21 protein-coding genes are annotated in these 24702 nt (G+C 66.5%); 11 read left to right on the forward strand and 10 right to left on the reverse strand.

From position 1 onward, the window contains the following. Nucleotides 1-8 precede the first annotated feature (8 nt). The 5 genes from AB4Z27_RS10250 to AB4Z27_RS10270 all read left to right on the forward strand — a co-directional run bounded on the left by AB4Z27_RS10250 (nt 9) and on the right by AB4Z27_RS10270 (nt 5107). Entirely contained in the window at nt 9-1358 is a 1350-nt protein-coding gene (locus AB4Z27_RS10250; RefSeq protein WP_092292967.1) for an ATP-binding protein, read from the forward strand. 158 nt (nt 1359-1516) lie between these two features. Continuing rightward, nucleotides 1517-2815, forward strand: a complete 1299-nt coding sequence (locus AB4Z27_RS10255; RefSeq protein WP_092292965.1) for an MFS transporter — start codon at nt 1517-1519, stop codon at nt 2813-2815. Between the two features lie 300 nt (nt 2816-3115). Then, on the forward strand, nt 3116-3664 hold the full coding sequence (locus AB4Z27_RS10260; protein ID WP_092292963.1) for a peroxiredoxin: 549 nt from the start codon (nt 3116-3118) through the stop codon (nt 3662-3664). Between the two features lie 124 nt (nt 3665-3788). Next, the gene (locus tag AB4Z27_RS10265) at nt 3789-4310 is read left to right on the forward strand and encodes a carboxymuconolactone decarboxylase family protein (RefSeq protein WP_092292961.1); all 522 of its coding nucleotides are present in this window, start codon (nt 3789-3791) and stop codon (nt 4308-4310) included. Nucleotides 4311-4525: 215 nt separating this feature from the next. After that, nucleotides 4526-5107 (forward strand): GNAT family N-acetyltransferase, encoded by a 582-nt coding sequence (locus tag AB4Z27_RS10270; protein WP_092292959.1) that lies wholly within the window; start codon nt 4526-4528, stop codon nt 5105-5107. A 21-nt stretch (nt 5108-5128) separates the two neighbouring features. On the opposite strand, the gene ispF is transcribed toward AB4Z27_RS10270, so the two are convergent. Then, entirely contained in the window at nt 5129-5635 is a 507-nt protein-coding gene (ispF, locus tag AB4Z27_RS10275) for a 2-C-methyl-D-erythritol 2,4-cyclodiphosphate synthase (RefSeq protein ID WP_092292957.1), read from the reverse strand. A 21-nt stretch (nt 5636-5656) separates the two neighbouring features. Next, nucleotides 5657-6409, reverse strand: coding sequence for a 2-C-methyl-D-erythritol 4-phosphate cytidylyltransferase (gene ispD / locus AB4Z27_RS10280; protein WP_143093869.1), 753 nt, complete (start codon nt 6407-6409; stop codon nt 5657-5659). A gap of 171 nt (nt 6410-6580) precedes the next feature. On the opposite strand from ispD, the gene mfd reads away from it, so the two are divergent. The 6 genes from mfd to AB4Z27_RS10310 all read left to right on the forward strand — a co-directional run bounded on the left by mfd (nt 6581) and on the right by AB4Z27_RS10310 (nt 14648). Then, entirely contained in the window at nt 6581-10030 is a 3450-nt protein-coding gene (gene mfd / locus AB4Z27_RS10285) for a transcription-repair coupling factor (protein ID WP_441644450.1), read from the forward strand. A 45-nt stretch (nt 10031-10075) separates the two neighbouring features. Next, nucleotides 10076-11290 (forward strand): acetylornithine deacetylase, encoded by a 1215-nt coding sequence (gene argE, locus AB4Z27_RS10290; protein ID WP_092292953.1) that lies wholly within the window; start codon nt 10076-10078, stop codon nt 11288-11290. 89 nt (nt 11291-11379) lie between these two features. Next, the gene (gene serB / locus AB4Z27_RS10295) at nt 11380-12234 is read left to right on the forward strand and encodes a phosphoserine phosphatase SerB (RefSeq protein ID WP_441591140.1); all 855 of its coding nucleotides are present in this window, start codon (nt 11380-11382) and stop codon (nt 12232-12234) included. Between the two features lie 176 nt (nt 12235-12410). Further along, nucleotides 12411-12719, forward strand: coding sequence for a hypothetical protein (locus tag AB4Z27_RS10300; RefSeq protein ID WP_441644422.1), 309 nt, complete (start codon nt 12411-12413; stop codon nt 12717-12719). Further along, nucleotides 12716-13006 carry a hypothetical protein gene (locus AB4Z27_RS10305; RefSeq protein ID WP_177219880.1) on the forward strand — a complete coding sequence of 97 codons (291 nt, stop codon included), beginning with the start codon at nt 12716-12718 and terminating at the stop codon, nt 13004-13006. Before AB4Z27_RS10300 ends, AB4Z27_RS10305 begins: the two co-directional genes overlap by 4 nt. 10 nt (nt 13007-13016) lie before the next feature. Then, a complete protein-coding gene (locus AB4Z27_RS10310; protein ID WP_441644423.1) occupies nt 13017-14648 on the forward strand; it encodes a PepSY-associated TM helix domain-containing protein in 1632 nt (543 codons plus the stop codon). Between the two features lie 49 nt (nt 14649-14697). Here the strand turns inward: AB4Z27_RS10310 and AB4Z27_RS10315 are convergent, their stop codons facing one another. The 8 genes from AB4Z27_RS10315 to phaC form a co-directional block, all read right to left on the reverse strand. Next, nucleotides 14698-15909 (reverse strand): cystathionine beta-lyase, encoded by a 1212-nt coding sequence (locus AB4Z27_RS10315; RefSeq protein ID WP_092292946.1) that lies wholly within the window; start codon nt 15907-15909, stop codon nt 14698-14700. 88 nt (nt 15910-15997) lie between these two features. Further along, the gene (locus AB4Z27_RS10320) at nt 15998-16600 is read right to left on the reverse strand and encodes a hypothetical protein (protein WP_441644424.1); all 603 of its coding nucleotides are present in this window, start codon (nt 16598-16600) and stop codon (nt 15998-16000) included. Between the two features lie 32 nt (nt 16601-16632). Beyond that, a complete protein-coding gene (gene bktB / locus AB4Z27_RS10325; protein WP_441644425.1) occupies nt 16633-17817 on the reverse strand; it encodes a beta-ketothiolase BktB in 1185 nt (394 codons plus the stop codon). Between the two features lie 103 nt (nt 17818-17920). Beyond that, entirely contained in the window at nt 17921-19312 is a 1392-nt protein-coding gene (gene rimO / locus AB4Z27_RS10330; RefSeq protein ID WP_441591145.1) for a 30S ribosomal protein S12 methylthiotransferase RimO, read from the reverse strand. A 214-nt stretch (nt 19313-19526) separates the two neighbouring features. Further along, nucleotides 19527-20078: a polyhydroxyalkanoate synthesis repressor PhaR gene (phaR, locus tag AB4Z27_RS10335; RefSeq protein WP_092292938.1), complete on the reverse strand. Its 552-nt coding sequence runs from the start codon at nt 20076-20078 to the stop codon at nt 19527-19529. Between the two features lie 331 nt (nt 20079-20409). Beyond that, on the reverse strand, nt 20410-21150 hold the full coding sequence (locus tag AB4Z27_RS10340; protein ID WP_092292936.1) for a 3-ketoacyl-ACP reductase: 741 nt from the start codon (nt 21148-21150) through the stop codon (nt 20410-20412). Between the two features lie 138 nt (nt 21151-21288). Then, complete coding sequence (locus AB4Z27_RS10345) at nt 21289-22470, reverse strand: acetyl-CoA C-acetyltransferase (RefSeq protein ID WP_092292934.1); 1182 nt, start codon at nt 22468-22470, stop codon at nt 21289-21291. Nucleotides 22471-22553: 83 nt separating this feature from the next. Further along, nucleotides 22554-24443: a class I poly(R)-hydroxyalkanoic acid synthase gene (phaC, locus tag AB4Z27_RS10350; protein WP_092292932.1), complete on the reverse strand. Its 1890-nt coding sequence runs from the start codon at nt 24441-24443 to the stop codon at nt 22554-22556. Nucleotides 24444-24702: the final 259 nt, after the last annotated feature.

The following is a 24702-nucleotide window of genomic DNA, read 5'->3' on the forward strand; positions in this document are numbered from 1 at the left end:
TCAGCATCGTGGCGACCGCTCTCGGCCGTACCGCAACGCGGTTCTTTGGTTCGCTGTTCTGGCGCACCTTCATGCTGATCGCCCTGTTGCTGGCGATCTCGCTGGGTATCTGGTTCCAGAGCTACCGGCTCTTCGAACGCGCACCGCGCGCCCAGCAGATCGCCATGCAGGTGGTCAGCGTGGTCAAGCTCACGCGCGCGGCCCTGCTCTATTCCGACCCGGCGCGGCGGCGCTTCCTGCTGCTCGACCTCGTGCAGAACGAAGGCATCAAGGTCTATCCGCGCGAGAAGGACGACGACTTCGCCGCGCCCACGGCCAACCCGTTCCTGACCCAGCTGGTGCAGCAGGAGATTCGCGGGCGGCTGGGCGAGGACACCGTGCTCGCCACCACCGTCAATGACATTCCGGGCGTGTGGGTCAGCTTCGAGATCGAGGGGGACGAYTACTGGGTCGCCATCAGCCCGGAGCGCTTCGAGCGCGTGCCGGGCATCCAGTGGCTGTGGTGGAGTATCGCCGCGCTGCTGCTGTCGATCATCGGCGCGGCCTTTATCACGGCACGTGTGAACTACCCGCTCAAGCGGCTGGCCAACGCGGCGCGCCAGATCGGCACGGGCGGCGACCCGCCGCCGCTGCGCGAGCATGGCGCCAGCGAGGTAGCCCAGGCCAACCGSAGCTTCAACCAGATGGTGCGCGACCTGCGCCAGCTCGACGACGACCGCGTGGTCATGCTGGCCGGCATCTCCCACGACCTGCGCACCCCGCTCACCCGGCTGCGGCTCGAGACCGAGATGTCGCCGGTGGACAACATCACGCGCGACGCCATGATCGCCGACATCGAGCAGATGGAYGCCATCATCGGCCAGTTCCTCAACTACGCCCGSCCCGGCCAGGAAATGGTGGAGCCGGTGGATCTCTCCGCGCTGGTCCAGGACGCCGTGGGCGTCTATGCCGCGCACGACGATGTGCGCGTGCACGTGCGCGCCAACGGCCCGGTCATGGCGGTGGCCAATCGCATGGAGATCCAGCGCATCCTGGACAACCTGGTCGAGAACGCGCGCCGCTACGCCAAGGAYGAGGAAAGCGGCATGGCCGAGGTGGAGATCTCCACCCGGCTCGATGACAAGGACGCCGTGCTGACCGTGGCCGACAACGGTCCGGGCGTGCCCGATGCGCAGCTCTCGCTGCTGACCCGGCCGTTCTACCGGCTCGACAGCGCGCGCAGCGAGGCCAAGGGCGCGGGGCTGGGCATGTCCATCGTCAACCGCATCCTCCAGCGCAACGGCGGGCGGCTGGTGCTCGCCAATCGGCCGCCACCCAAGTCCGGGCTGGTGGTGCGCGCCTGCTTCCGGCGCGCATGAGGCGCCACCCCGCGCGGGCACTGACAGGTTTTCGACAGCATTTGATAGCAGATTGAAAGGCGGTTGACAGGGCATTGACAGCCCCGCGGCGCACACTGGCGGCCATTGCGATCCCACAACATGTCGCCGGCCGCACCGGCGCTGACCGAGAGACAGCCATGTCCAGCACCGCCTCCGCGCCGGCTTCCCAGCACAGCGCCCGTACCGTGTTCCGCGTCGTCAGCGGCAACTTCCTCGAAATGTACGATTTCATGGTGTACGGCTTCTACGCCGCCGCCATCGCCCGTACGTTCTTCCCCAGCGGCAACGAATTCGCCTCGCTGATGCTCTCGCTGGCCACCTTCGGCGCCGGCTTCCTGATGCGTCCGCTCGGCGCCATCATTCTYGGCGCCTATATCGACCACCATGGCCGCCGCAAGGGCCTGATTCTCACGCTGATCCTGATGGCGATGGGCACGCTGCTGATTGCGCTGGTGCCCGGCTATGCCTCGATCGGGGTGGCCGCGCCGCTGCTGGTGCTGGCGGGCCGGCTGCTGCAAGGGTTCTCGGCCGGCGTGGAGCTGGGCGGGGTATCGGTCTACCTGTCCGAGATCGCCAAGCCGGGCCAGAAAGGCTTCTATGTGGCGTGGCAGTCGGCCAGCCAGCAGGTGGCGGTGATCTTTGCCGGGCTAATGGGTGTGATCCTGCACGCCACGCTGGCGCCGGAACAGATGGATAGCTGGGGCTGGCGCGTGCCGTTCCTGATCGGCTGCCTGATCGTGCCATTCCTGTTCATGATCCGGCGCTCGCTGGAGGAAACCGAAGCCTTCCGCACCCGCAAGCACCAGCCGACCATGCGCGAGATCTACCGCTCGATGCTCGACAACTGGGGCATCATCCTCGCGGGCTGCATGATGGTGGTGATGACCACGGTGTCGTTCTACATGATCACCGCCTACACGCCCACCTTCGGCAAGACCGTGCTCAAGCTCGGCGACGTGGACAACCTCATCGTGACGATGTGCGTCGGCCTTTCCAACTTCATCTGGCTGCCGCTGATGGGCGCCGTCTCCGACCGCGTGGGACGCAAGCCGCTGCTGGTGATCTTCACCATCGCCACCCTGCTGACCGCCTACCCGGCCGTGTCCTGGCTGGTGGCCGAGCCGTCCTTCGGCCGCCTGCTGATGGTGGAGCTGTGGCTCTCGTTCCTGTACGGCAGCTACAACGGCGCGATGGTCGTCACGCTGGCCGAGATCATGCCGCCGGCGGTGCGCACGGCGGGCTTCTCGCTCGCCTACAGCCTGGCCACGGCGCTGTTCGGCGGCTTCACGCCCGCCATCGCCACCTACCTGATCCACGAAACCGGCAACAAGGCCGCGCCGGGCCTGTGGCTGACGTTCGCCGCCGCCTGCGGTCTGGTGGCCACGCTGGTCATCTTCCGCACCCGCCGCCTGCAGGGCGCCCTGCGCACCGCCTGATACGCGTGGCCTGATGCGGCCCCGACCCGATCGCCGCCACAAGATGRAACTTTTGTGGCGGCTTTCGTCATGTGCGTCCGCACATGGCATACTCASCGTTCGTCTTTGGCGCGCGCCGTGCAGGGAAAGGCCGATGCCTATCGGTCTCTTTGAGACAATCAATTGGCCCTGCGCGTATCGGACAGGTCATAATCTGGCTTTGTTGCGATGCCGTATCGTGGCGTTCTGCAGCCCCGTGCTGCCCCACCCCGCCCGGCGTGTCGCGTGCGTTACTCTGTTCAACCGTATCAGGAGAAGTTGATGAAGACCGTTGGTGACAAGATCGAATCGTTCCAAATCGTTGGCGTGAAGCCGGGTTTCAACAACCACGAAGAGAATGGCCAGTCGGCTTTCGAAGACATCACCGAGAAGTCCTTCGAAGGCAAGTGGAAGATCATCTACTTCTACCCGAAGGACTTCACCTTCGTGTGCCCGACCGAAATCGTCGCCTTCGCCAAGCTGAACGACGACTTCGCTGATCGCGACGCGATCGTGCTGGGCGGCTCGACCGACAACGAGTTCGTGAAGCTGGCATGGCGCCGCGAACACAAGGACCTGAACAAGCTGAACCAGTGGCAATTCGCCGACGTGACCGGCTCGCTGGTGGACCAGCTGGGCGTGCGTGACAAGGCTGCCGGCGTGGCCCTGCGCGCTACGTTCATCGTCGATCCGGACAACGTGATCCAACACGTGTCGGTGAACAACCTGAACGTCGGCCGTAGCCCGGACGAAGTCCTGCGTATTCTGGACGGCCTGCAAACGGACGAGCTGTGCCCGTGCAACCGCGCTGTCGGCGGCGCCACGCTGTAATTTGTTTGACCTGCCAACCGCCCTCCCCGGGCGGACCGGCGCGCGCGGMAGTGGCCAAACCGGCGCTTCCGCGTCAAAGCCCGCAAATGCGGGTTTTTTGAGCCCTGGACGATAGGAGAAATAAATGGAATTCCTCAGCACGATTAAGAACCTCATTCCCGACTACGCGAAGGACATCCGCCTGAATGTGGATGGCACGATCGCGCGCTCGTCGCTGGAAGGCAATGACGCCGTGGGCGTGGCACTCGCCGCCGCCTTCGCCGCCAAGAGCAAGATCATCGTCGATGCCATCCGCAATGCGAACGTGCTGTCGCCGGAGGAAGTCACCGCTGCGCAGACGGCTGCCGCGCTGATGGGCATGAACAATGTCTGGTATCCGTACATCGAGATGGCCGAGGACCCGGACCTGTCGAGCCAGCCCGCCGGACTGCGCATGAACGCCTACGCTACCCATGGTGGCGTGGACAAGCGCCGCTTCGAGATGTACGCACTGGCCGCGTCGATCATCGGCAAGTGCCACTTCTGCGTGAAGTCGCACTATCAGTTGCTGAAGACCGAGCAAGGCATGAGCGCGCAGCAACTGCGCGACGTGGGCCGCATCGCCGCCGTGATCGGGGCTGCCGCCAACGTGATCGCCGCAGAATAAGGCTTGCCGGGCAGGCATTGCCCGCCTGGTCAGGAAAACCTGCCGCCACCGCAAGGGGCGGCAGGGTTTTTTTCGCCCCAGCGCGAAAGCCTGATGTCAAGACGATGTCAATACGCTGGGCGGCATGTTGTCTGACACGCAAACGGGCGATCGGGAACCATGCACTTGTGCCGCGACCGGCCTACAATCCACGCAAGGACACGGATACAGAGGCCATGAGTACCTTGCCTTCGCATACCTCCCCCCGTTTTCGCTTCCGCCTGGCGGCGGCGTACGACTGGGGCGACATCGCAGCGGTCACGCAGCAAGCCTATGGGCAGTATGAGCTTGCGATCATGGAAGATTGCCGCGCATCGTTCCAGCGCGGCATGCAGTCCGTGCTGGCCGCAAAGGACAATCCCGACATGGAATGGTGGGTCGCCGAGAGCGACCACGGCATCAGCGGTGCCGTGCTGTTCTGCCATCCGGGCGCCACGCTGCCCGCCCTGGACGACAGCACCGTGACGCTGACGCAGCCCGAGGCACGGCTGCTGTCGGTCAGCCCGCAGGCGCGTGGCCAGGGGCTGGGACATCGGCTGATGCAGATCTGCATCCAGCGGGCGCGCGATATCGGCGCCAGTGCGCTGGTGGTGCGGACCATGCCCGAGATGGCCTCCGCCAACAAACTGTGCCAGCAGATGGGCTTCCAGAAACGGACCGAAGCCGGCGCACGCAGCGGCGCCATGGCGCGCCTGAACGACTACACCTTCGCGATCCTGCCCGAGGAAGCGCCGCTACCGTCGCCACCCCCGGTCTGACTGTCTGATCGCGCAGTTGCTTCAATCCTGAACGTCGCCAGCCTTGCGRTAGATCAGCACCGCGGCCTGCGCGACGATGCCCTCTTCGCGCCCTTCGAACCCCAGCTTCTCATTGGTCTTCGCCTTCACGTTGCAACGCGTGACGGGCAGGCCGAGGTCTTCCGCGAGATTCGCCACCATGCCGCCGATATGCGGGGCCAGTTTTGGCTTTTGTGCGATGACCGTGGCATCCACGTTGCCGATCTCGTAGCCGGCCTCGCGCACCCGCCGGGCCGCCTCGCGCAACAGCACGCGACTGTCGGCACCGGCGAAATTCGGGTCCGTGTCGGGAAAATGCCGGCCGATGTCGCCCAATGCGGCGGCACCGAACAGCGCGTCGGTCACGGCGTGCAGCAGCGCGTCGGCATCGGAATGGCCGAGCAGGCCACGGTCATGCGGAATGTCCACGCCACCCAGGATCAGCTTGCGGCCCGGCACCAGGGCGTGCACGTCATAGCCCTGGCCAATGCGGATATCGAACGGATTCAATGCGACTCCTCTGAAAAATGCTTAACGGTCAGCCAGCGGGGCTGCCGGCGCGAGCAGGATGTCCGCCAGCGCGAAATCCTCGGGGTAGGTGACCTTGAAATTGCGCAGCGAGCCGTTGACCAGGCGCGGATGCAGGCCCAGGCGCTCGATGGCGCTCGCCTCGTCGGTGACCACGGCGCCGGCGGCCAGCGCCTCCTGCAACGCCTGGCGCAACACGCCTACGCGGAACATCTGCGGGGTCTGGGCCTGCCAGAGCCCTTCGCGCGGCACGGTGGCGCCAATCCGCACGCCAACCTGGGTGCCTTCGTCCGCCCGCTTGAGCGTATCGGGCACCGGCACCGCCAGAATGCCGCCGATGGCCGCATCGGCCTCGTCGTCGGCCTCCACGGCGCGGATCAGCGTGTCGATCATGGCCGGCGTCAGTCCTGGGCGGGCGGCATCGTGCACGAGCACCCAGTCGCTGTCCGTGGCGCCGAGCTGGGCCAGGTGATGCAGGCCGGCCAGCACCGAGGCGTGGCGCGTGTCGCCGCCCACGAAGGCGGTATCGAAGCGCAGCCCCGCGAACGCCTCCGCGCCGAAGCGCGATTCCAGCGGCATATCGTCCGGCGCCAGCACCAGCGCGGTGGCGCTGATGCGCTCACAGGCGGAAAAGGCGGCCAGCGCGTGCCAGATCATCGGGCGGCCGGCCACGGTCTGGTATTGCTTGGCGACGTGGCCGCCGGCGCGGCTGCCGGTACCGGCACAGGGAATCAGGGCGAAGCGGCGAGCAGACACAGGGTAGCGGGGCGAAGTAGGAATAAGACGGGCGGCGGACCGGCCGGTGCGCATTCTATAATACGGCCCTTGTCCACCGCCACGGAGATCCCTTCCGGGGCCGGACTATCATGGCCAACCCCCGCCCGCGCTGCCGGCGGGGCGCTGTCGTTTCGATCGCCCTTGCTGCCAATGCCTGACATCCACGCTGTCACATCCTTCGCCAACCTGTCGCTGGTCAAGCCCGGCATGCGTCACGCGGTGGCCGGCCTGACCGGCTCCGCCGACGCCCTGCTGGTAGCCGCCTACGCGCGCCAACACAAGGGCGCCCTGCCGATGCTGGCAGTGATGTGCGCCAACGCCACCGACGCCCAGCGCCTGGCCGAGGAAATCCCGTGGTTCGCGCCCGAACTGCGTGTGCGGCTGCTGCCGGACTGGGAAACGCTGCCCTACGACAGCTTCTCGCCCCACCAGGACCTGGTATCCGAGCGGCTGGCCACGCTGCACGACATCCAGACCGGCCAGTGCGACGTGATGCTGGTGCCCGCCTCCACCGCGCTGTACCGGCTGGCGCCGCCGGCCTTCCTGGCCGCGTACACCTTCTTCTTCAAGCAGGGCGAGAAACTCGACGAAAACGCGCTCAAGGCCCAGTTCACACTGGCCGGCTACGAGCACGTCAGCGCGGTCATGCGCCCCGGCGAGTACAGCGTACGGGGCGGGCTGATCGACCTCTTCCCGATGGGCTCGGCCCTGCCGTACCGGATCGACCTGTTCGGGGATGAGATCGAGACCATCCGTGCCTTCGACCCCGACACCCAGCGCAGCCTGTACCCGGTGAAGGAAGTGCGCCTGCTGCCCGGGCGCGAGTTCCCGCTCGACGAAACCGCCCGCACCGCCTTCCGGGGCCGCTGGCGCGAGGTGTTCGAGGGAGATCCGACCAAATCGCCGATCTACAAGGACATTGGCAACGGCGTGCCGTCCGCCGGCATCGAGTACTACCTGCCRCTGTTCTTCGAGGAAAGCGCCASCCTGTTCGATTACCTGCCCGCCGGCACGCAACTGGCGTTCGCRGGCAATATCGACGAGGCCATCCGCCGTTTCTGGGCCGATACCACCCAGCGCTACACCTTCATGCGGCACGACCGCGAACGCCCGCTGCTGCCGCCGGCGGACCTGTTCCTGTCCGAGGAGCAGTTCTTCGTAGCCGCCAAGCCGCTGGCGCGCGTGGTGCTGCAGCGCGAGGCCACGGCCGAGCAGGCACCGTTCTCGGCTGCCCTGCCCGATGTCTCGGTCAACCGCCGCGCCGAAGACCCGCTGGTCAACCTTGAGGCCCTGCTGCTGAACAAGGCCACGCGCGTGCTGATGTGCGCCGACTCCGCTGGCCGGCGCGAGACGCTGATGCAACTCTTCGCCGAAAGCGGCCTGCGTCCGCAGCCAGTGGACGACTTCGCCGCCTATCTGGCCGGTGACGCGCACTTCTCGATCGCCGTGGCGCCGCTGCAGAGCGGCTTTGCGCTGCCGCAGGCGCAACTGGCCTTCGTGACYGAGGCCGAGCTCTACGCCGGCACCGCGCGCCGCACGGGCCGCCGCAAGCAGGAACAGGCCAGCGCCGTCGATTCGATGGTGCGCGACCTCGCCGAACTGAAGATCGGCGACCCCGTGGTRCATAGCGAGCAYGGCATCGGCCGCTATCAGGGGCTGGTGACGATGGACCTGGGCCAGGGCGAGGAGGAATTCCTGCACCTGGACTACGACAAGGGCAGCAAGCTGTACGTGCCCGTGCACCAGTTGCATGTGATCTCGCGCTACTCGGGCGCCGATCCGGAATCCGCGCCGCTGCACCACCTCGGCTCCGGCCAGTGGGACAAGGCCAAGCGCCGCGCCGCGCAGCAGATCCGCGACACCGCCGCCGAGCTGCTGAACCTGTACGCACGCCGCGCCTTGCGCCAGGGCTTTGCCTTCCCACTCCAGCCCAAGGACTACGAGACCTTCGCCGAAAGCTTCGGTTTCGAGGAAACCCCCGATCAGGCCGCCGCCATTTCGGCTGTGATCGCCGACATGACCTCCGGCAAGCCAATGGACCGACTGGTCTGCGGCGACGTGGGCTTCGGCAAGACCGAGGTGGCCCTGCGCGCCGCCTTCGTGGCCGTGCTCGGCGGCAAGCAGGTGGCCATGCTCGCGCCGACCACGCTGCTGGCGGAGCAGCACTTCCAGACGTTGTCCGACCGTTTCGCCGAATGGCCGGTGCGCATCGTGGAGCTGTCGCGCTTCAAGACCAAGAAGGAGATCGACGCGGCCATCAAGCAGATTAACGAGGGCACCGTCGATATCGTCATCGGCACGCACAAGCTGCTCTCGGACGACGTGAAGTTCCAGCGCCTGGGCCTGGTCATCATCGACGAGGAACACCGCTTCGGCGTGCGCCAAAAAGAGGCGCTCAAGACACTTCGCGCCGAAGTCGACGTGCTGACGCTCACCGCCACCCCCATCCCGCGCACGCTGGGCATGGCGCTGGAGGGCCTGCGCGACTTCTCGGTCATCGCCACGGCGCCGCAGAAGCGGCTGGCGATCAAGACCTTCGTGCGACGCGAGGAAGACGGCGTGATCCGCGAGGCCATCCTGCGCGAGCTGAAGCGCGGCGGGCAGGTCTACTTCCTCCATAACGAGGTCGAGACCATCGAGAACAAGCGCGCCCGGCTGATGGAACTGGTGCCCGAGGCGCGTATCGCCGTGGCCCATGGCCAGATGCACGAGCGCGAGCTGGAGCGCGTGATGCGCGATTTCGTGGCGCGGCGCGACAACATCCTGCTCTGCACGACGATCATCGAGACCGGCATCGACGTGCCGACCGCCAACACCATCCTGATCCACCGCGCCGACAAGTTCGGCCTGGCCCAGCTGCACCAGCTGCGGGGCCGCGTGGGTCGCTCGCACCATCAGGCCTACGCGTACATGCTGGTCCATGATGTCGATGGCCTGACCAAGCTGGCGCAGCGCCGGCTCGAGGCCATCCAGCAGATGGAGGAACTCGGCTCCGGCTTCTACCTCGCCATGCACGACCTGGAAATCCGYGGCGCCGGCGAGGTGCTGGGCGACAAGCAATCGGGCGAAATCCACGAAATCGGCTTCCAGCTTTATACGGACATGCTCAACGCCGCCGTGAAGGCGCTCAAGGCCGGCAAGGAGCCGGACCTGATGGCCCCGCTGCAGGTGACCACCGAGATCAACCTCGGCACGCCGGCGCTGCTGCCGAACGACTATTGCGCCGATGTGCACGAACGGCTGTCGCTCTACAAGCGGCTGGCCAACTGCGAGACGGCCGAGAGCGTGGACAACATCCAGGAAGAGCTGATCGACCGCTTCGGCCGCCTGCCGCCGCAGGCGCAGGCGCTGGTGGAGACGCACCGGCTGCGCATCGCCGCCGTGCCGCTGGGCGTGCGCAAGATCGATGCGGGCGAGGCCACCATCAGCATGCAGTTCGTGCCGAACCCGCCGATCGACGCCATCCGCATCATCGACCTCGTGCAAAAGAACCGCCATATCAAGCTGGCCGGGCAGGACAAGCTGCGCATCGAGGCCAAGATGCCCGATGTGGCCGTGCGCGCCCAGACCATCAAGCACACGCTGCGGCAACTGGCGTGACGGTGTAGSATCGCATCCTTGACGAATCAATCATCTTTCCGCCCCATGCCTGCCCAYGCCAATGCCCAATCTTCCGCCACCGCAGCCAAGCCGCGCGGCAGTGCGCTCGACTGGACCGAGCGGCTGGTGTCGTACGACACCACGTCGCGCCATTCGAATCTCGGCCTGATCGAGGCCGTGCGCGACCACTTCCTGGCCAAGGGGCTGCGGCCGCACCTGAGCTACAACCCGCAGGGCGACAAAGCCAACCTGTTCGTGACCGTGCCGGCGGCCAATGGCGCCACCGATGGCGGCATCGTGCTGTCCGGCCACACTGACGTGGTGCCGGTGGACGGCCAGAACTGGACCACCGACCCGTTCAAGCCGGTGATCCGCGACGGCAAGCTCTATGGCCGGGGCACCTGCGACATGAAGGGCTTCATCGGCACCAGCCTGGCGCTGCTGCCGACCATCCTGGAGGCCAGGCTACGCGAGCCCGTGCACTACGCGCTGTCGTTCGACGAGGAAATCGGCTGCATGGGCGCGCCGTATCTTCTGGCCGAATTGCGAGACCGTGGCGTGCGGCCGGGCGGCTGCATCGTCGGCGAGCCGACCAGCATGCGCGTGATCGTCGCGCACAAGGGCATCAACGCCTACCGCTGCTGCGTGAAGGGTCAGGCCGCGCATTCGTCGCTGACGCCGAAGGGCGTGAACGCCATCGAATACGCGGCGCGGCTGATCTGCTTCATCCGCGACATCGCCGATGAATTCAAGGCCAACGGCCCGTACGATCAAGCCTTCGACGTGCCGTTCACGACCGCCTCCACTGGCACGATCCAGGGCGGCATCGCGCTGAACACCATTCCGGCGCTGTGCGAGTTCGTGTTCGAGTTCCGCAACCTGCCGGGCGTGGATCCCGAGGCGATCTTCGCGCGGATTCAGGAATATGCGAATGGCGTGCTGCTGCCGAAGATGCGCGCCGAACATGCCGACGCGGGGCTGACGCTGGCGAAGATTGCCGCTGCGCCGTCGCTCGACGCTGCCGAGGCCGACGCCATCACGCAACTGGTGCGCGCGCTGACCGCTGACCGGGACACCAACAAGGTGGCCTATGGCACCGAGGCCGGCCTGTTCCAGCGCGCCGGCATCCCGGCCGTGGTCTGCGGCCCCGGCGACATCCAGCAAGCCCACAAGCCGGACGAGTTTGTCGCCCTCGACCAACTGGAAGCCTGCGAAGCCTTCCTGCACAAGGTGGTGGACAGCCTGCGCGTGGCCGCCTGAGCTGCTTGAGCGTTTGAGCAGGAGGGCGGTGCGCTTACAATATCGCCTTCCTCGCTTTGCGCGCCCCGCCCCGACTTCCCCCTGCCGTCATGCCCCTGATTCTCCAGAGCCTGTCCCCGCTGTCGCCCGCCGATCTCGACGCCATCCGCCCCATCGCCGACGCTTCGGCCTTCACGCTGCGTGCGGCCAACGTCGCGGCCGCCGATGACTGCGCCCCGCTGACGCCCGCACTGCACAAGGCGCTGGACGAAGCCTGCGGCCCACGCGGCATCGACTGGGCCGTGGTGCCGGCCGGGCGCAAGCTCTCGGACTTCCGGCTGGTGGCCATGGACATGGACTCGACGTTGATCACGATCGAGTGCATCGACGAAATTGCGGACTTTTGCGGGCTGAAGGCCGAGGTTTCGGCGATCACGGAAGCCGCCATGCGCGGCGAGATCACCGATTTCAATGAAAGCCTGCGGCGCCGCGTGGCCCTGCTGAAGGGGCTGGATGCCAGCGTGCTCGACCGCGTCTACGCGGAGCGCCTGCGCCTGTCCCCGGGTGCCGAGCGGATGCTGCAGACCGTGCAGGCGCTGGGCATGCGCACGCTGCTGGTGTCGGGCGGCTTCGTCCATTTCACCGACCAGCTCAAGCCGCGCCTGAAGCTGGACTTCACGCGCGCGAACACGCTGGAGATTGTCGATGGCAAGCTCACCGGCGAAGTCGTCGGCGAAATCGTCAATGCGGACGTCAAGGCACGTACGGTGCGCGAGGTCTGCGCGCAGATCGGCGCCGATGTGTCGCAGGCCATCGTCATGGGCGACGGCTCGAACGATCTGAAGATGATGGCCGTGGCCGGCCTCTCCGTCGCCTTCCGGGCCAAGCCGGTGGTGCGCGCGCAGGCCAGCGTGGCGTTCAACCACGTCGGCCTGGACGGCCTGCTGAACCTCTTCCCGCACTAAATCTCCGCCCCCCCCAGCCCGCCCGGAGATTGGCTCCGGGCGGCGCCCGCATCGCATTTCCCCTAGTTCYCCACCCCCGTTCGGCCGCCGAAATGTACCGCAACGTATTGATTTCCTTGTGAAAACAAATACGAATCATTATTATTCGRAGTTCCAACCATTCCGATGTTGCCCGCATGCAAGCGTTCGCTGTATTGCTAGGACTGGCGGCGGCTGCGTGCTTGTACCTCGCTGCGCCGAACCAGGTTCTGTTTGTCTCCGCCGACGGTGAAGGCCGCGCGCCCCTGCCGCCCCGGCTGCTGGGTTGGCTCGGCCTGTTGCTGAYGGTCGCCAGCGCCTGGACCATGAGCGTGCCCGAAGGCTGGCCCGTGGCCATCGCCGCCACGCTGGTCTCGCTGACCTGCAGCCTGTCCCTGTGGCCGTTCATCGGCACGTGGGTCCACCACCGTCGCGGGCTGGCCCGCCGGGAAGGAAGCGCAGCATGATGGGCACGAAATGGCTTGCCGGGACACTGCTGGGCCTGCCCCTGGCCCTCGCGCTGTGCACGCTGGGCATCCTCTGGCTGCCGGGCGGCTGGCATGGCGGCGTGGTCGCCGCAGTGCTGCTCAGCTTCGTCGCCTGGGTCACGCTGATCAGCCTGAGCCTGCTGTTCCGCACCAGCACGGCCGCGTGGCTCTGGCTGGGGGGCGCCAACCTGATCTGCTTCGGCCTCTTGTGGGCGCTGCGCCTGACGAACACCATGCCCGCCGCGTCCGCGCTGGCCGGGTCGTGAGGACCTCTCCATGAAACCCAATACCCTCCGCCTTTACCAGACGCTGCATACCTGGGTCGGCCTGATGGCCGGCTGGGCGCTCTTCATCGCCTTCTTCGCCGGCGCCATCACGATCTTCCACCACGAGCTGCACATCTGGCAGAACCCGGCCCGCCTGGAAGGCCGTCACGCCACCGAGGTCCACGTGGAGGGCCCGGCCGTCGACGCCTTCGTCCAGAAGCTGGTGGCCGTGCATCCGGATGCCGCCGCCAGCGTCTACGTGGCCCTGCCGAGCAAGGAAGAGCCCGATTTCAACGCCTACTGGCAGGACAAGGCCGGTGCGTGGCACACCATCAATGGCACGGCGCTGAACGGCGACGCCGCCGCGCAGCGCAACACCTCGCTCGACCACGTGACCGGCGAGCTGTCGGCGTTCCTGAACTCCCTGCACTACTCGCTCGGCCTGGGCCAGAACGGCACCTACTTCATGGGCGTGATCTCGGTGCTGTACGGGCTGGCGCTGGTGTCCGGCGTGCTGCTGCACCTGCCGCGTCTCAAGAAGGACCTCTTCGCGGTGCGGCCGGGCCGCAACCTGAAGCGGTTCTGGATGGACGCGCACAACGTGATCGGCCTGTTCAGCCTGCCGTTCCACATGGTGTTCGCGGTCACGGGCGCGTTCCTGTGCCTGTCGCTGGTCATGGTGATGGTGTTCAACGCGCTCACCTTCAACGGCAAGCTGTTCGAGCAGGTGCCCACCGCGATTGCGGCCACGCCGGAAATGACGGCGGCCGGACGGCCTTCGCCGACCATGTCGGCGGCGCAACTGCTGGCCATCGCGCGCGAGCATGGCGGCGAACGCTTCACGCCGGAAGCCATCCGCTTCCAGCGCTATGGCGATGCCAATGCCGTGGCGGAAGTCCGTGGCGACAGCGAGCGCGCGCTCGGCAATGGCGGCTCGGTGGGCATCCACGCGGCGGCCAACGAGCCGAACGCGGGCAAGCTGATCGCCAACCAGACCCCCGGCGCGCGCGACACCAATCACACGCTGTATAGCGGCGTCTTCGCGCTGCACTACGGCACCTACGGCAACCTGCCCGTGCGGATCTTGTACCTGCTGGCCGGTCTGGCGGGCGCGTTCCTGTTCTATTCGGGCAACCTGCTGTGGATCGAGTCGCGCCGCAAGACGCGCCAGGCCGAGCAGCCGCGCGTGCATCGACTGCTGGCGCAGGCCACCGTGGGCGTGTGCATCGGCACCTGTATCGGCGTGGCGCTGTGCTTCCCGGCCGCGCTGCTGTGGCCTGAGCGCGCCGTGAGCTATGTGTTCTGGCCGGTGTTCCTGCTGGCGGTGGGCTGGTCGCTGGTGCGTCCGCCGGTGCGGGCGGCCGTCGAGCTGCTCTATGTGGCGGCGCTGGCCTCGCTGACTGTGCCGCTCGCCAATGCCCTGCTGACCGGCGACCACTTCGTCGTGGCCGCCCTGCACGGGCGCTGGGGTGTGGCGGGCTTCGATATCGGCGCCATCGCGCTGGCAGTGGGCTATGTGGTGCTGGCCCGCGCCACCCAGCGGCGCGCGCACAACGGCCCGGCGGAATCGGTCTGGGCGCTGCGCCCGGCTACGTCCGAGCAAGCCGCGCAGCCGGCCCTGCGCAAGGCCGACGCGTCCTGATGTGCCGGCGTCTCTCCCCCTCGGGGAGGGACGCCTTCTGCTTCCCTCTTCAGCGCAGGTGCTTTTCCATCGCCTGTTTCAGGTCCGCGATCAGATCGCGTGAATCTTCCAGGCCGATGTAGAGCCGCACCAGCTCCCCCGCATTTTCCCAGCCAGCCGGCGGCCACGTGCCCGCCGGGCGCATGCCCTCCACGTGGTACGGCACGGCCAGGCTGTGCGCCCCGCCCCACGACCAGCCAATCGCATACAGCTTCAGCGCCTCGACGAAGGCATCCACCTGCTCGCGCCCAAAACGGCTGTGCAGGATGATCGAGAACAGCCCGCTCGCGCCGGTGAAGTCACGCCGCCATTCGGCATGGCCGGGGCAATCGGGCAGCGCGGGATGCAGCACGCGGGTCACCTCGGGCCGCTTGGTCARCCATTCGGCAATCTCGCGTGCGGCGCGGTCGTGCGCGGCCAGCCGCACCGGCATGCTCGCCATGCCGCGCAGGACCAGGAAGCAGTCATCGGCGGACACGCCCCAGCCCATCACCATGCGCGTGCGCTTGAGGCGGTTGTGGAGCGATTCGTCGGCCGTGATCACGGCGCCCATCAGCACGTCGCTGCCGCCCGACTGGTACTTGGTCAGCGCCTGCACCGAGACGTCGATGCCCTTCGCGAACGGCTGGAAGTAGACCCCCGCCGACCATGTGTTGTCGATGGCCGTCAGCACGCCGCGCGCCTTGGCCGCTGCGACGATGGCCTCGGTATCGGGCACCTCCATCGTCACCGAGCCCGGCGACTCGAGCCAGATCAGCTTGGTGTTCGGCTGGATCATCGAGGCGATACTGGCACCCGCCATCGGATGGTAGTAGCGCACGCTCACGCCGAATTCGCGGGCCAGCCACTCGCCATGGTCGCGATTGGGGCCGTAGACGTTGTCCGGCACGAGCACATCGTCGCCCGACTTCAGGAACGCGAAATAGACCAGCGAGATGGCGCCCATGCCAGACGGCAGCAGCAGGGTCTGCCGGCCTCCTTCGATCTGGGCGAGTTGCTGGCACAGCGCCTCGCTGGTGGGCGTGGCGTGCAGGCCGTAGCGCCAGTACGTCTTGGTGGGGTCGCCATAGGCGCGCAATTCGTCCAGATTGCGGAAGACCACGGTCGAGCCGCGATAGGTCGGCGTGGAAAACGAATCAAAGCCCGGCGCGATATCGAGTTCGGGCTGGACGGCGAGCGTCTGGAGATAGCGGGAGGCGTCGGATTGGGAATGGTCGGACACGGCGAGTTCCTCGTTTTGCGGGAGGTCGGATCAGACGTCCGAGCTTACCAGCAAATGCCGGGGTGGCCGAGGGGCCACCMCGCCGATGTCAGCGCGAGTTGCCGATCGAGATCGAGGATTTCGGCACGAGCGGCGCGTAGGTGACGCCGCTGCTGGRCCGCATGTCGAACGGGGGAATGACGAGATARCCGCCGAGSGGGCGGATGAAGAACGGCAGCACGATGGCCGGGTTGAAGGCGTCGGTCCAGGTGCCGCTCACCGCGCCATTCTGGTCGATACGGCCTTCCCAGTTGCCCGAGACACGCGTGCCGTCATCGGACTCTTCCATCAGGAAGGCGCCTTCGTTCCATTCGCCGGACAGCAGGCGCACACCGCCCTTGCCGTCGCCGGACGCGTATTCGCCCTGCAGGCTGTCGCGGGTGTCGGTCTTGGCGCCCACGCGCAGCCGCACTTGTTTGTCGCCGACGTTGCCGACGTAGACCGGGAACTTCGCGTACTCGGAGCGCGGCGCCAGCGAGCCGACCGGGCCCGAAGACAACGACGTCCCGCGCCGGGCTTCCCCAGCGCGGATCGCGTCATTGATGCCGAGACTGCCCTGCCCACCCGTCGACAACGACTCGCCGCCAGCCGCCTGGGCGGCCAGCGGGACGAACACCGCAAACGCGGCCACAACGGTCAGGCGGAAAGGCATCGGACGCAGCAAGGCAAACCCCGGATCAGGACTCAGATACGCTCAAAGATAGCAGCAATGCCCTGGCCACCGCCAATGCACATCGTCACGAGCGCATAGCGGCCCTGCACGCGTTGCAGTTCGTGCACGGCCTTGACGGTGATCAGTGCGCCGGTGGCACCGATCGGATGGCCCAGCGAGATGCCCGAGCCGTTCGGGTTGACCTTGGCCGGATCGAGGCCGAGCGCCTTGGTCACCGCGCACGCCTGGGCGGCGAAGGCTTCGTTGGCCTCGATCACATCGAGATCCTTGACCGTCAGGCCGGCGCGTTCGAGCGCGATCCTGGTGGCCGGCACCGGGCCGATACCCATGGTCTTCGGGTCCACACCGGCGTGGCCGTAGGACACCAGGCGCGCCAGCGGCTTCAGGCCGCGGCGCTCGGCTTCGGCGCGCWCCATCAGCACCACGGCGGCGGCCGCGTCGTTCAGGCCGGACGCATTGCCAGCCGTCACCGTGCCGTTTTCCTTGACGAAGACCGGCTTGAGCTTGGTCATGTCGTCGATGGTGGCGTCGTGGCGCACGTGCTCGTCGGTGTCGAACACGACATCGCCCTTGCGCGACTTCAGCGTGACGGGAACGATCTGGTCCTTGAAATGGCCGGCCTTGATGGCGGCGGACGCGCGGCGGTGCGACTCCAGCGCAGCCTCGTCCTGCTGGGCGCGCGAGATGTCGTACTCCTTGGCCACGTTCTCGGCCGTCACGCCCATGTGGATGGCGTGGAACGGGTCGTGCAGCGCGCCGAGCATCATGTCGACGAGCTTGGCATCGCCCATGCGCGCGCCCCAGCGCGCCATCGGCGCCAGGTACGGCGCGCGGCTCATGCTCTCCGCGCCACCGCCGATGGCCACGTCGGCATCGCCGAGCAGAATGGTCTGGGCAGCGCTGATGATGGCTTGCAGGCCCGAGCCGCAGAGACGGTTCACGGTCAGCGCGGGGGCGTTGATCGACACCCCGCCGTTCACGGCCGCCACGCGGCCCAGGTACATGTCCTTGGGTTCGGTCTGGATCACATTGCCGAATACCACGTGACCGACGTCATCGCCGGACACATTGGCGCGGGCCAGCGCCTCGCGCACGACCAGCGCGCCCAGATCGGTCGGGGCCAGGTCCTTCAGGCTGCCGCCGAAGGTGCCAACTGCGGTGCGCACACCGCTGACAACCACCACTTCACGCGTCATGTCTTGTCTCCATGAGTTCATGTTGCGGCGCACAGTATAGTCCCGGCCACCCCAAAACGAACGACCGTACTTTTACCTAATGTCCCGGACCCGGCAGTGATCCTTAGACCACTTCACCCCACAGGTCGTGACCATCGGCACCGGTGATCTTCACGTGGACGAAGTCKCCGGTCTTGTAGCGTTGCGAGGGCTTCGCGGCCGGGTCGATATAGACCAGACCGTCGATCTCGGGCGCATCGGCCGACGACCGACCCACGCCGCCATCCTGGTTCACTTCGTCCACCAGCACGCGCAGCGTTTGGCCAACCTTGCGCTGCAGGCGGCGTGCGGAAACTTCCTCGGCCACTTCCATGAAGCGCGCGCGGCGCTCCTCACGCACGGCGTCCGGCAGCGCGCCGGGCAGGTTGTTGGCGGTGGCGCCGTCCACGGGCGAGTAGGCGAAGCAGCCCACGCGGTCCAGTTCGGCTTCGGCGATGAAGTCCAGCAGCGTCTGGAACTCTTCCTCGGTCTCGCCCGGGAAACCGGCGATGAACGTGCTGCGGATGGTCAGCTCGGGGCAGATCTCGCGCCAGGCGCGGATGCGATCGAGCGTCTTTTCGGCATTGGCCGGGCGCTTCATGCGCTTGAGCACGTCCGGGTGGGCATGCTGGAGCGGGACGTCCAGGTACGGCAGCACGTTGCCCTGCGACATCAGCGGAATAATCTCATCCACGTGCGGATAGGGGTACACGTAGTGCAGGCGCACCCAGGCACCGTACTGGCTGGCCAGCTCGCCCAGCGCGCCGACCAGTTCGGTCATGCGGGTCTTGAGCGGACGGCCGTTCCAGAAACCGGTGCGGTACTTCACGTCCACGCCATAGGCGCTGGTGTCCTGCGAGATCACCAGCAGTTCCTTGACGCCCGACTTGAACAGGTTTTCCGCCTCCAGCATCACTTCCGCCACCGGACGCGATACCAGATCGCCCCGCATCGACGGGATGATGCAGAACGAGCAGCGGTGATTGCAGCCCTCGGAGATCTTCAGGTAGGCGTAGTGCTTGGGCGTCAGCTTGATGCCGGCCGGCGGCACGAGGTCCGTGAACGGATCGTGCGGCTTGGGCAGGTGCGTGTGGACGGCCTGCATGACCTCGCCCAGCGCATGCGGGCCGGTCACGGCCAGCACCTTCGGGTGTACCGACGAGACGATGTCATGCCCGGCCGCATCCTTCTTGGCCCCCAGGCAGCCGGTGACGATGACCTTGCCGTTCTCGGTCAGGGCCTCGCCGATGGCGTCCAGGCTCTCCTGCACGGCTTCGTCGATGAAGCCGCAGGTGTTGACCACGACCAGATCGGCATCGTTATAGGTACCGCTGATCGCGTAGCCTTCGGCACGCAGCTGGGTCAGGATCTGCTCGGAATCCACGAGCGCTTTCGGACAGCCCAGGCTGACAAACCCCACGCGGGGTAAATTGGCTACGCCGGCCGCGTAAGCCGTTGATTTTTCGTCACTTTTCACTTGTACTTCCTGACTGCATCTTGTGGGGGCCGGCGCAAGGCCGAAGGTGGGGCGAATTCTAACCCAGGGCGGGCGATTGGGCGTCGTGATGCAGAAGCGGGAGCCACTCGCTTCATGACAAACGACATCGCCGCGCGCGCCTCATTCCAGGCGCGCGCGGCGATGGGGGGAATCCGGATGGCCGGCGGTGCCGGCTCAGGTGTCTCGCGGTGGCTTACTTCTTTTCCTGCTGGTTGAACGGGAACGTGCCGAACATGTTCTTGGCCTGGCTCTGCATCTGTTCCTGCATCTGCACGAACAGATTCTTGCTCTGCTCGATGTAGTTGCTCATCATCCCTTGCATCATCGGGCCCTGCATGTTCATGAACTGCGACCACATGTCCGGGCTGAACGCTTCGCCCGAGTAGAGGCCCTTCGAGTTCTCGGCCAGCTTGTTCTGGATGTCGATGAACGCCTGGATGTTCTTTTCCAGGTAGGTGCCCATCATGCCCTGCATGGCATGGCCGTAGAAGCGGATGATCTGCGACAGCATGGGGCTCGAGAACATCGGCACGCCGCCGGTTTCCTCTTCCAGAATGATCTGCAGCAGGATGCTGCGCGTCAGTTCATCGCCGGACTTGGCGTCCACGACCTTGAATTCCTCGGAATCCATGACCAGCTGCTTGACGTCCGCGAGCGTAATGTAGGTGCTGGTCTGCGTGTCGTAGAGCCGGCGATTCGGGTATTTCTTGATCAGTCGCTCTGCGCCTTTTTTGGTCGTGGCCATCGGTGCTCTATCCTTTGTCGTCGCTGATGCAGGGGGTGCGCATCTGCTGCTGCGCGCTGCTGCACCGCATGCGATGCACTGCGCAATTGGGGGCGCCCGCGCCGCGCTCTAGTTTGGTGCCGGGGGCGCCGCTGACCTGATTCTATGCTCAAGAAAGCACTAAGAAAAGCCACCCCGATTAAGGAAAACCCGCAGCATCGTATGCAAAACGGGCCGTCCTGGCAGCCAGGCGGCCCGTTTTCCGAGGTGCGCCGTGGCACGCTTCCGGCCTGCTGCAGCGCGCTCGGTGCGCCGCAGCAGGCCGGCCGCGCGCCGCGCAGCCAGCGGTCGGTCAGCCCATGTGCAGGCCGCCGTTGAGCGAGAAGTCGGCGCCCGTGGAGAAGCCCGATTCGTCCGAAGCCAGCCACGCGCAGATCGACGCGATTTCCTCCGGCAGACCCAGGCGCTTGACCGGAATCGTCGCCACGATCTTGTCCAGCACATCCTGGCGGATGGACTTGACCATGTCCGTGGCGATATAGCCCGGCGACACCGTGTTGACCGTCACGCCCTTGGTGGCCACTTCCTGCGCCAGCGCCATGGTGAAGCCGTGCAGGCCGGCCTTGGCCGTCGAGTAGTTGGTCTGACCGAACTGGCCCTTCTGCCCGTTCACCGACGAGATATTGACGATGCGGCCCCAGCCGCGGTCCGCCATGCCGTCGATGACCTGCTTGGTCACGTTGAACAGCGACGTCAGGTTGGTGTCGATCACCGCGTCCCAGTCGGCACGCGTCATCTTGCGGAACACCACGTCGCGGGTGATGCCGGCATTGTTGACCAGCACGTCCACCTCGCCGACATCGGCCTTGACCTTGTCGAAGGCGGTCCTGGTCGAATCCCAGTCGGCCACGTTGCCCTCGGACGCCACGAACTCGAAGCCGAGCGCGCGCTGCTGTTCGAGCCACTTCTCGCGGCGCGGCGAATTCGGGCCGCAGCCCGCCACCACCTTGTAGCCGTCACGGGCCAGGCGCTGGCAAATGGCGGTTCCGATGCCGCCCATGCCGCCGGTCACATATGCAATGCGCTGAGTCATATCCACTCCTGTTGGCTCGCTGATCGATGCAAGGGCACCGATCTCTGTTATAGACGCCGACGGCCAAAACCATGTCTCCTGCCGCCGGCTACCCCTCAGTGCAACTCAAATACTCGTTTTCGGCCAGATCGGTCTGACTTAGTTCCGTTCCACGGCCAGTGCCACGCCCATGCCGCCGCCGATGCACAGCGAGGCCAGGCCCTTCTTGGCGTCGCGGCGCTTCATTTCGTGCAGCAGCGTCACCAGGATGCGGCAGCCGGACGCGCCGATCGGATGGCCGATGGCGATGGCGCCGCCGTTGACGTTGATCTTCGACTGGTCCCAGCCCATCTGCTGGTGCACGGCCAGCGCCTGCGCGGCGAAGGCTTCGTTGATTTCCATCAGGTCCAGGTCCTTGACTTCCCAGCCGGCGCGCGACAGGCAGCGCTTGCTGGCCGGCACCGGGCCCATGCCCATCACGGCCGGGTCCACGCCGGCGTTGGCGTAGGCCTTGATGGTGGCCAGCGGGGTCAGGCCCAGCTCCTTGGCCTTGGCGGCCGACATCACCACCACGGCGGCGGCGCCGTCGTTGAGGCCAGAGGCGTTGGCGGCGGTCACCGTGCCGGCCTTGTCGAAGGCGGGCTTCAGGCCGGACAGGCTGTCCAGCGTGGCGCCCTGGCGCACGAATTCGTCGGTCTTGAACGCCACCGGGTCACCCTTGCGCTGCGGAATCAGCACCGGCACGATTTCCTCGTCGAACCGGCCGGCCTTCTGGGCGGCCTCGGCCTTGTTCTGGGAGCCCACGGCGAACTCGTCCTGCGCCTCGCGCGTGATGCCGTACTCCTTGGCGACGTTCTCGGCCGTGATGCCCATGTGGTACTGGTTGTACACGTCCCACAGGCCGTCGACGATCATCGAGTCGACCAGCTTGGTATCGCCCATGCGGAAGCCGTCGCGCGAGCCGGGCAGCACGTGCGGCGCGGCGCTCATGTTTTCCATGCCGCCGGCCACGACGATCTCCGCCTCGCCGGCGATGATGGCGTTGGCGGCCAGCATCACGGCCTTCAGGCCGGAGCCGCACACCTTGTTGATGGTCATGGCCGGCACCATGTCCGGCAGGCCGGCCTTGCGCGAGGCCTGGCGCGCCGGGTTCTGGCCGGCGGCAGCCGTCAGCACCTGGCCCATGATGACTTCGCTCACCTGGTCCGGCTTCACGCCGGCGCGCTCGAGCGCGGCCTTGATGACGAGGGCGCCCAGCTCCGGTGCCGGGATCTTGGCCAGCGAGCCGCCAAACTTGCCAACTGCGGTGCGGGCTGCGGAAACGATGACGATGTCGGTCATTTGAAGTCCTTTCGAGATAGCGTGAAGCCAATCGGTACGAAACCCCGGGCCGGTCCCACGGAACCGGCCCCGGCGGAAAACGTTCAGGCGCGCTGCTTGACGTAGCGGCCCGGTGCGGGTTCGATGGCCCGGTAATGGGCGTTGCCATAGTCGGCCGGCGCGGCGCGCTTGGCGCCGGCCTGCTTGCCGAGCCAGGCCATCCAGTCCGGCCACCAGCTGCCGGGCTTTTCCTCGGCGCCGGCCAGCCATTCCTGGGCCGAGCCGGGCAGCGCCTCGTTGATCCAGTGGCTGCGCTTCTTCTTGGCCGGCGGGTTGATCACGCCGGCGATATGGCCGGACGCGCCAAGCACGAAGCGCAGCTTGTTCTTCAGCAGGCCGGTGGAAGCGAAGGCAGACGTCCACGGCACGATGTGGTCCTCGCGCGAGCCATAGATATAGGTCGGCACGTCGATATCGCCCAGGTCCAGCGGCGCGTTGCAGACGCTCAGCTTGCCGGGCACCTTCAGTTCGTCCTGCAGATACATATGGCGCAGGTACCAGCAGTACCACGGGCCGGGCAGGTTGGTCGCGTCGCCGTTCCAGAACAGCAGGTCGAACGGTACCGGCGTGTTGCCCTTGAGGTAGTTGTCGACCACGTAGTTCCAGACCAGATCGTTCGGCCGCAGGAACGAGAACGTGTTGGCCAGCTCCACGCCGCGCAGCAGCGCGCACGGGGCCCCGGCAGCGCCGCCGATGGTGGCCTCGCGCAGTTGCACGTGCGGTTCGTCGACGAATACGTCCAGGATGCCGGTGTCGGTGAAGTCGAGCAGCGCGGTCAGCAGCGTCAGGCTGGCCACCGGGCGCTCGCCGCGCGCGGCCAGCACGGCCAATGCCGTGGCGACGATGGTRCCGCCCACRCAGAAGCCGAGCACGTTGATCTTGTCCTGCCCGCTGATGTCCCGTGCCACCTCGATCGCGCGGATGGCCGCGTGCTCGATGTAGTCGTCCCAGGTGCGCTCGGCCATCGACGCATCGGGGTTGCGCCACGACACCAGGAAGACCGTGTGGCCCTGCTCCACCACGTAGCGGACCAGCGAGCTTTCGGGCTGCAGGTCGAGGATGTAGAACTTGTTGATGCACGGCGGCACCAGCAGCAGCGGCCGGGCGTGGACCTTGTCGGTCAGCGGCTTGTACTGGAGCAGCTGGAAATATTCGTTCTCATAGACCACCGCGCCCTCGGTCACGGCCACGTTGCGGCCCACCTCGAAGGCGGTGTCGTCGGTCTGGGAGATCTTGCCCCGGGTCAGATCCCCGAGCATGTTGCGCATGCCGGTGCGCAGCGATTCGCCGCCCGATTCGATCAGGCGCTGCTGGGCGTCCGGATTGGTGGCGAGGAAGTTGGCGGGCGACATCGCGTCCACCCACTGCGACACCGCGAAGCGGATGCGCTGGCGGGTCTTGGCGTCGGCCTCCACGGCGTCGGCCAGCTCGGTCATCGTGCGGGCGGTCAGCAGGTAAAACGCGGCGGCGTAGCGGTACGGCGCGTTGTTGCGCCAGGCCGCGCTGGCGAAGCGGCGATCGGACAGCCGCTGACTGGCGGCCTCGGCATCGCCGTTGCTGTTGCCACCGGCTGCGCCGTTCGGCACGGCAGCCGCGCCCATTTCACGCCAGAGTTCGGAGAAGTCTTTCAGGTAGCGTTCCTGGATCTGAGCCAGCAACGTCGGCGGGATCTTCAGGCCGGCGCCTGCCGGGCCCTGGAATGCACCCTGGAACGCCTTGGCAAATGCATCGCCGCCGGGAAAGCCCGGGAACGCGCCGGGCACGCCGTTCGGCATGCCTGACGGAAAACCGGGCGGCAGCTTGCCGTTGATTTCAGGAGCCCACTGACGGGACCATTCCAGCCATGCAGCTGGATCGAATGGCCCCGGCGCAAACTGAAACGGTTGGGACTTGTCTTCCGCGCTGGAAGCTGCCGCACCTTTGCCGGTCGCCATGATGTATTCGTCTCTCTGCCGTCGTGATGGGTAGACGGGCTCGGGGTAACTGTCTCCCGACCCGCCCCGATTCCGGGTTGCGCCTCTGGATGATCTGGTCACCCAGACCGGGACGCCGCATTGGCGGCGCCAGGTCATACGCTATGCTTGCCGGCGAAACCCTGGAGAACTTCCTCGGTTCCGATACATTTGAAGGCATTGTTGCCTTGCAATGTAGACGCTGTCAATGCGGAATTCCGCATTGCGAACGCGCGTGCGG

It is taken from the genome of Cupriavidus sp. KB_39, from assembly GCF_052114485.1.
Taxonomy (GTDB): Bacteria; Pseudomonadota; Gammaproteobacteria; order Burkholderiales; family Burkholderiaceae; genus Cupriavidus.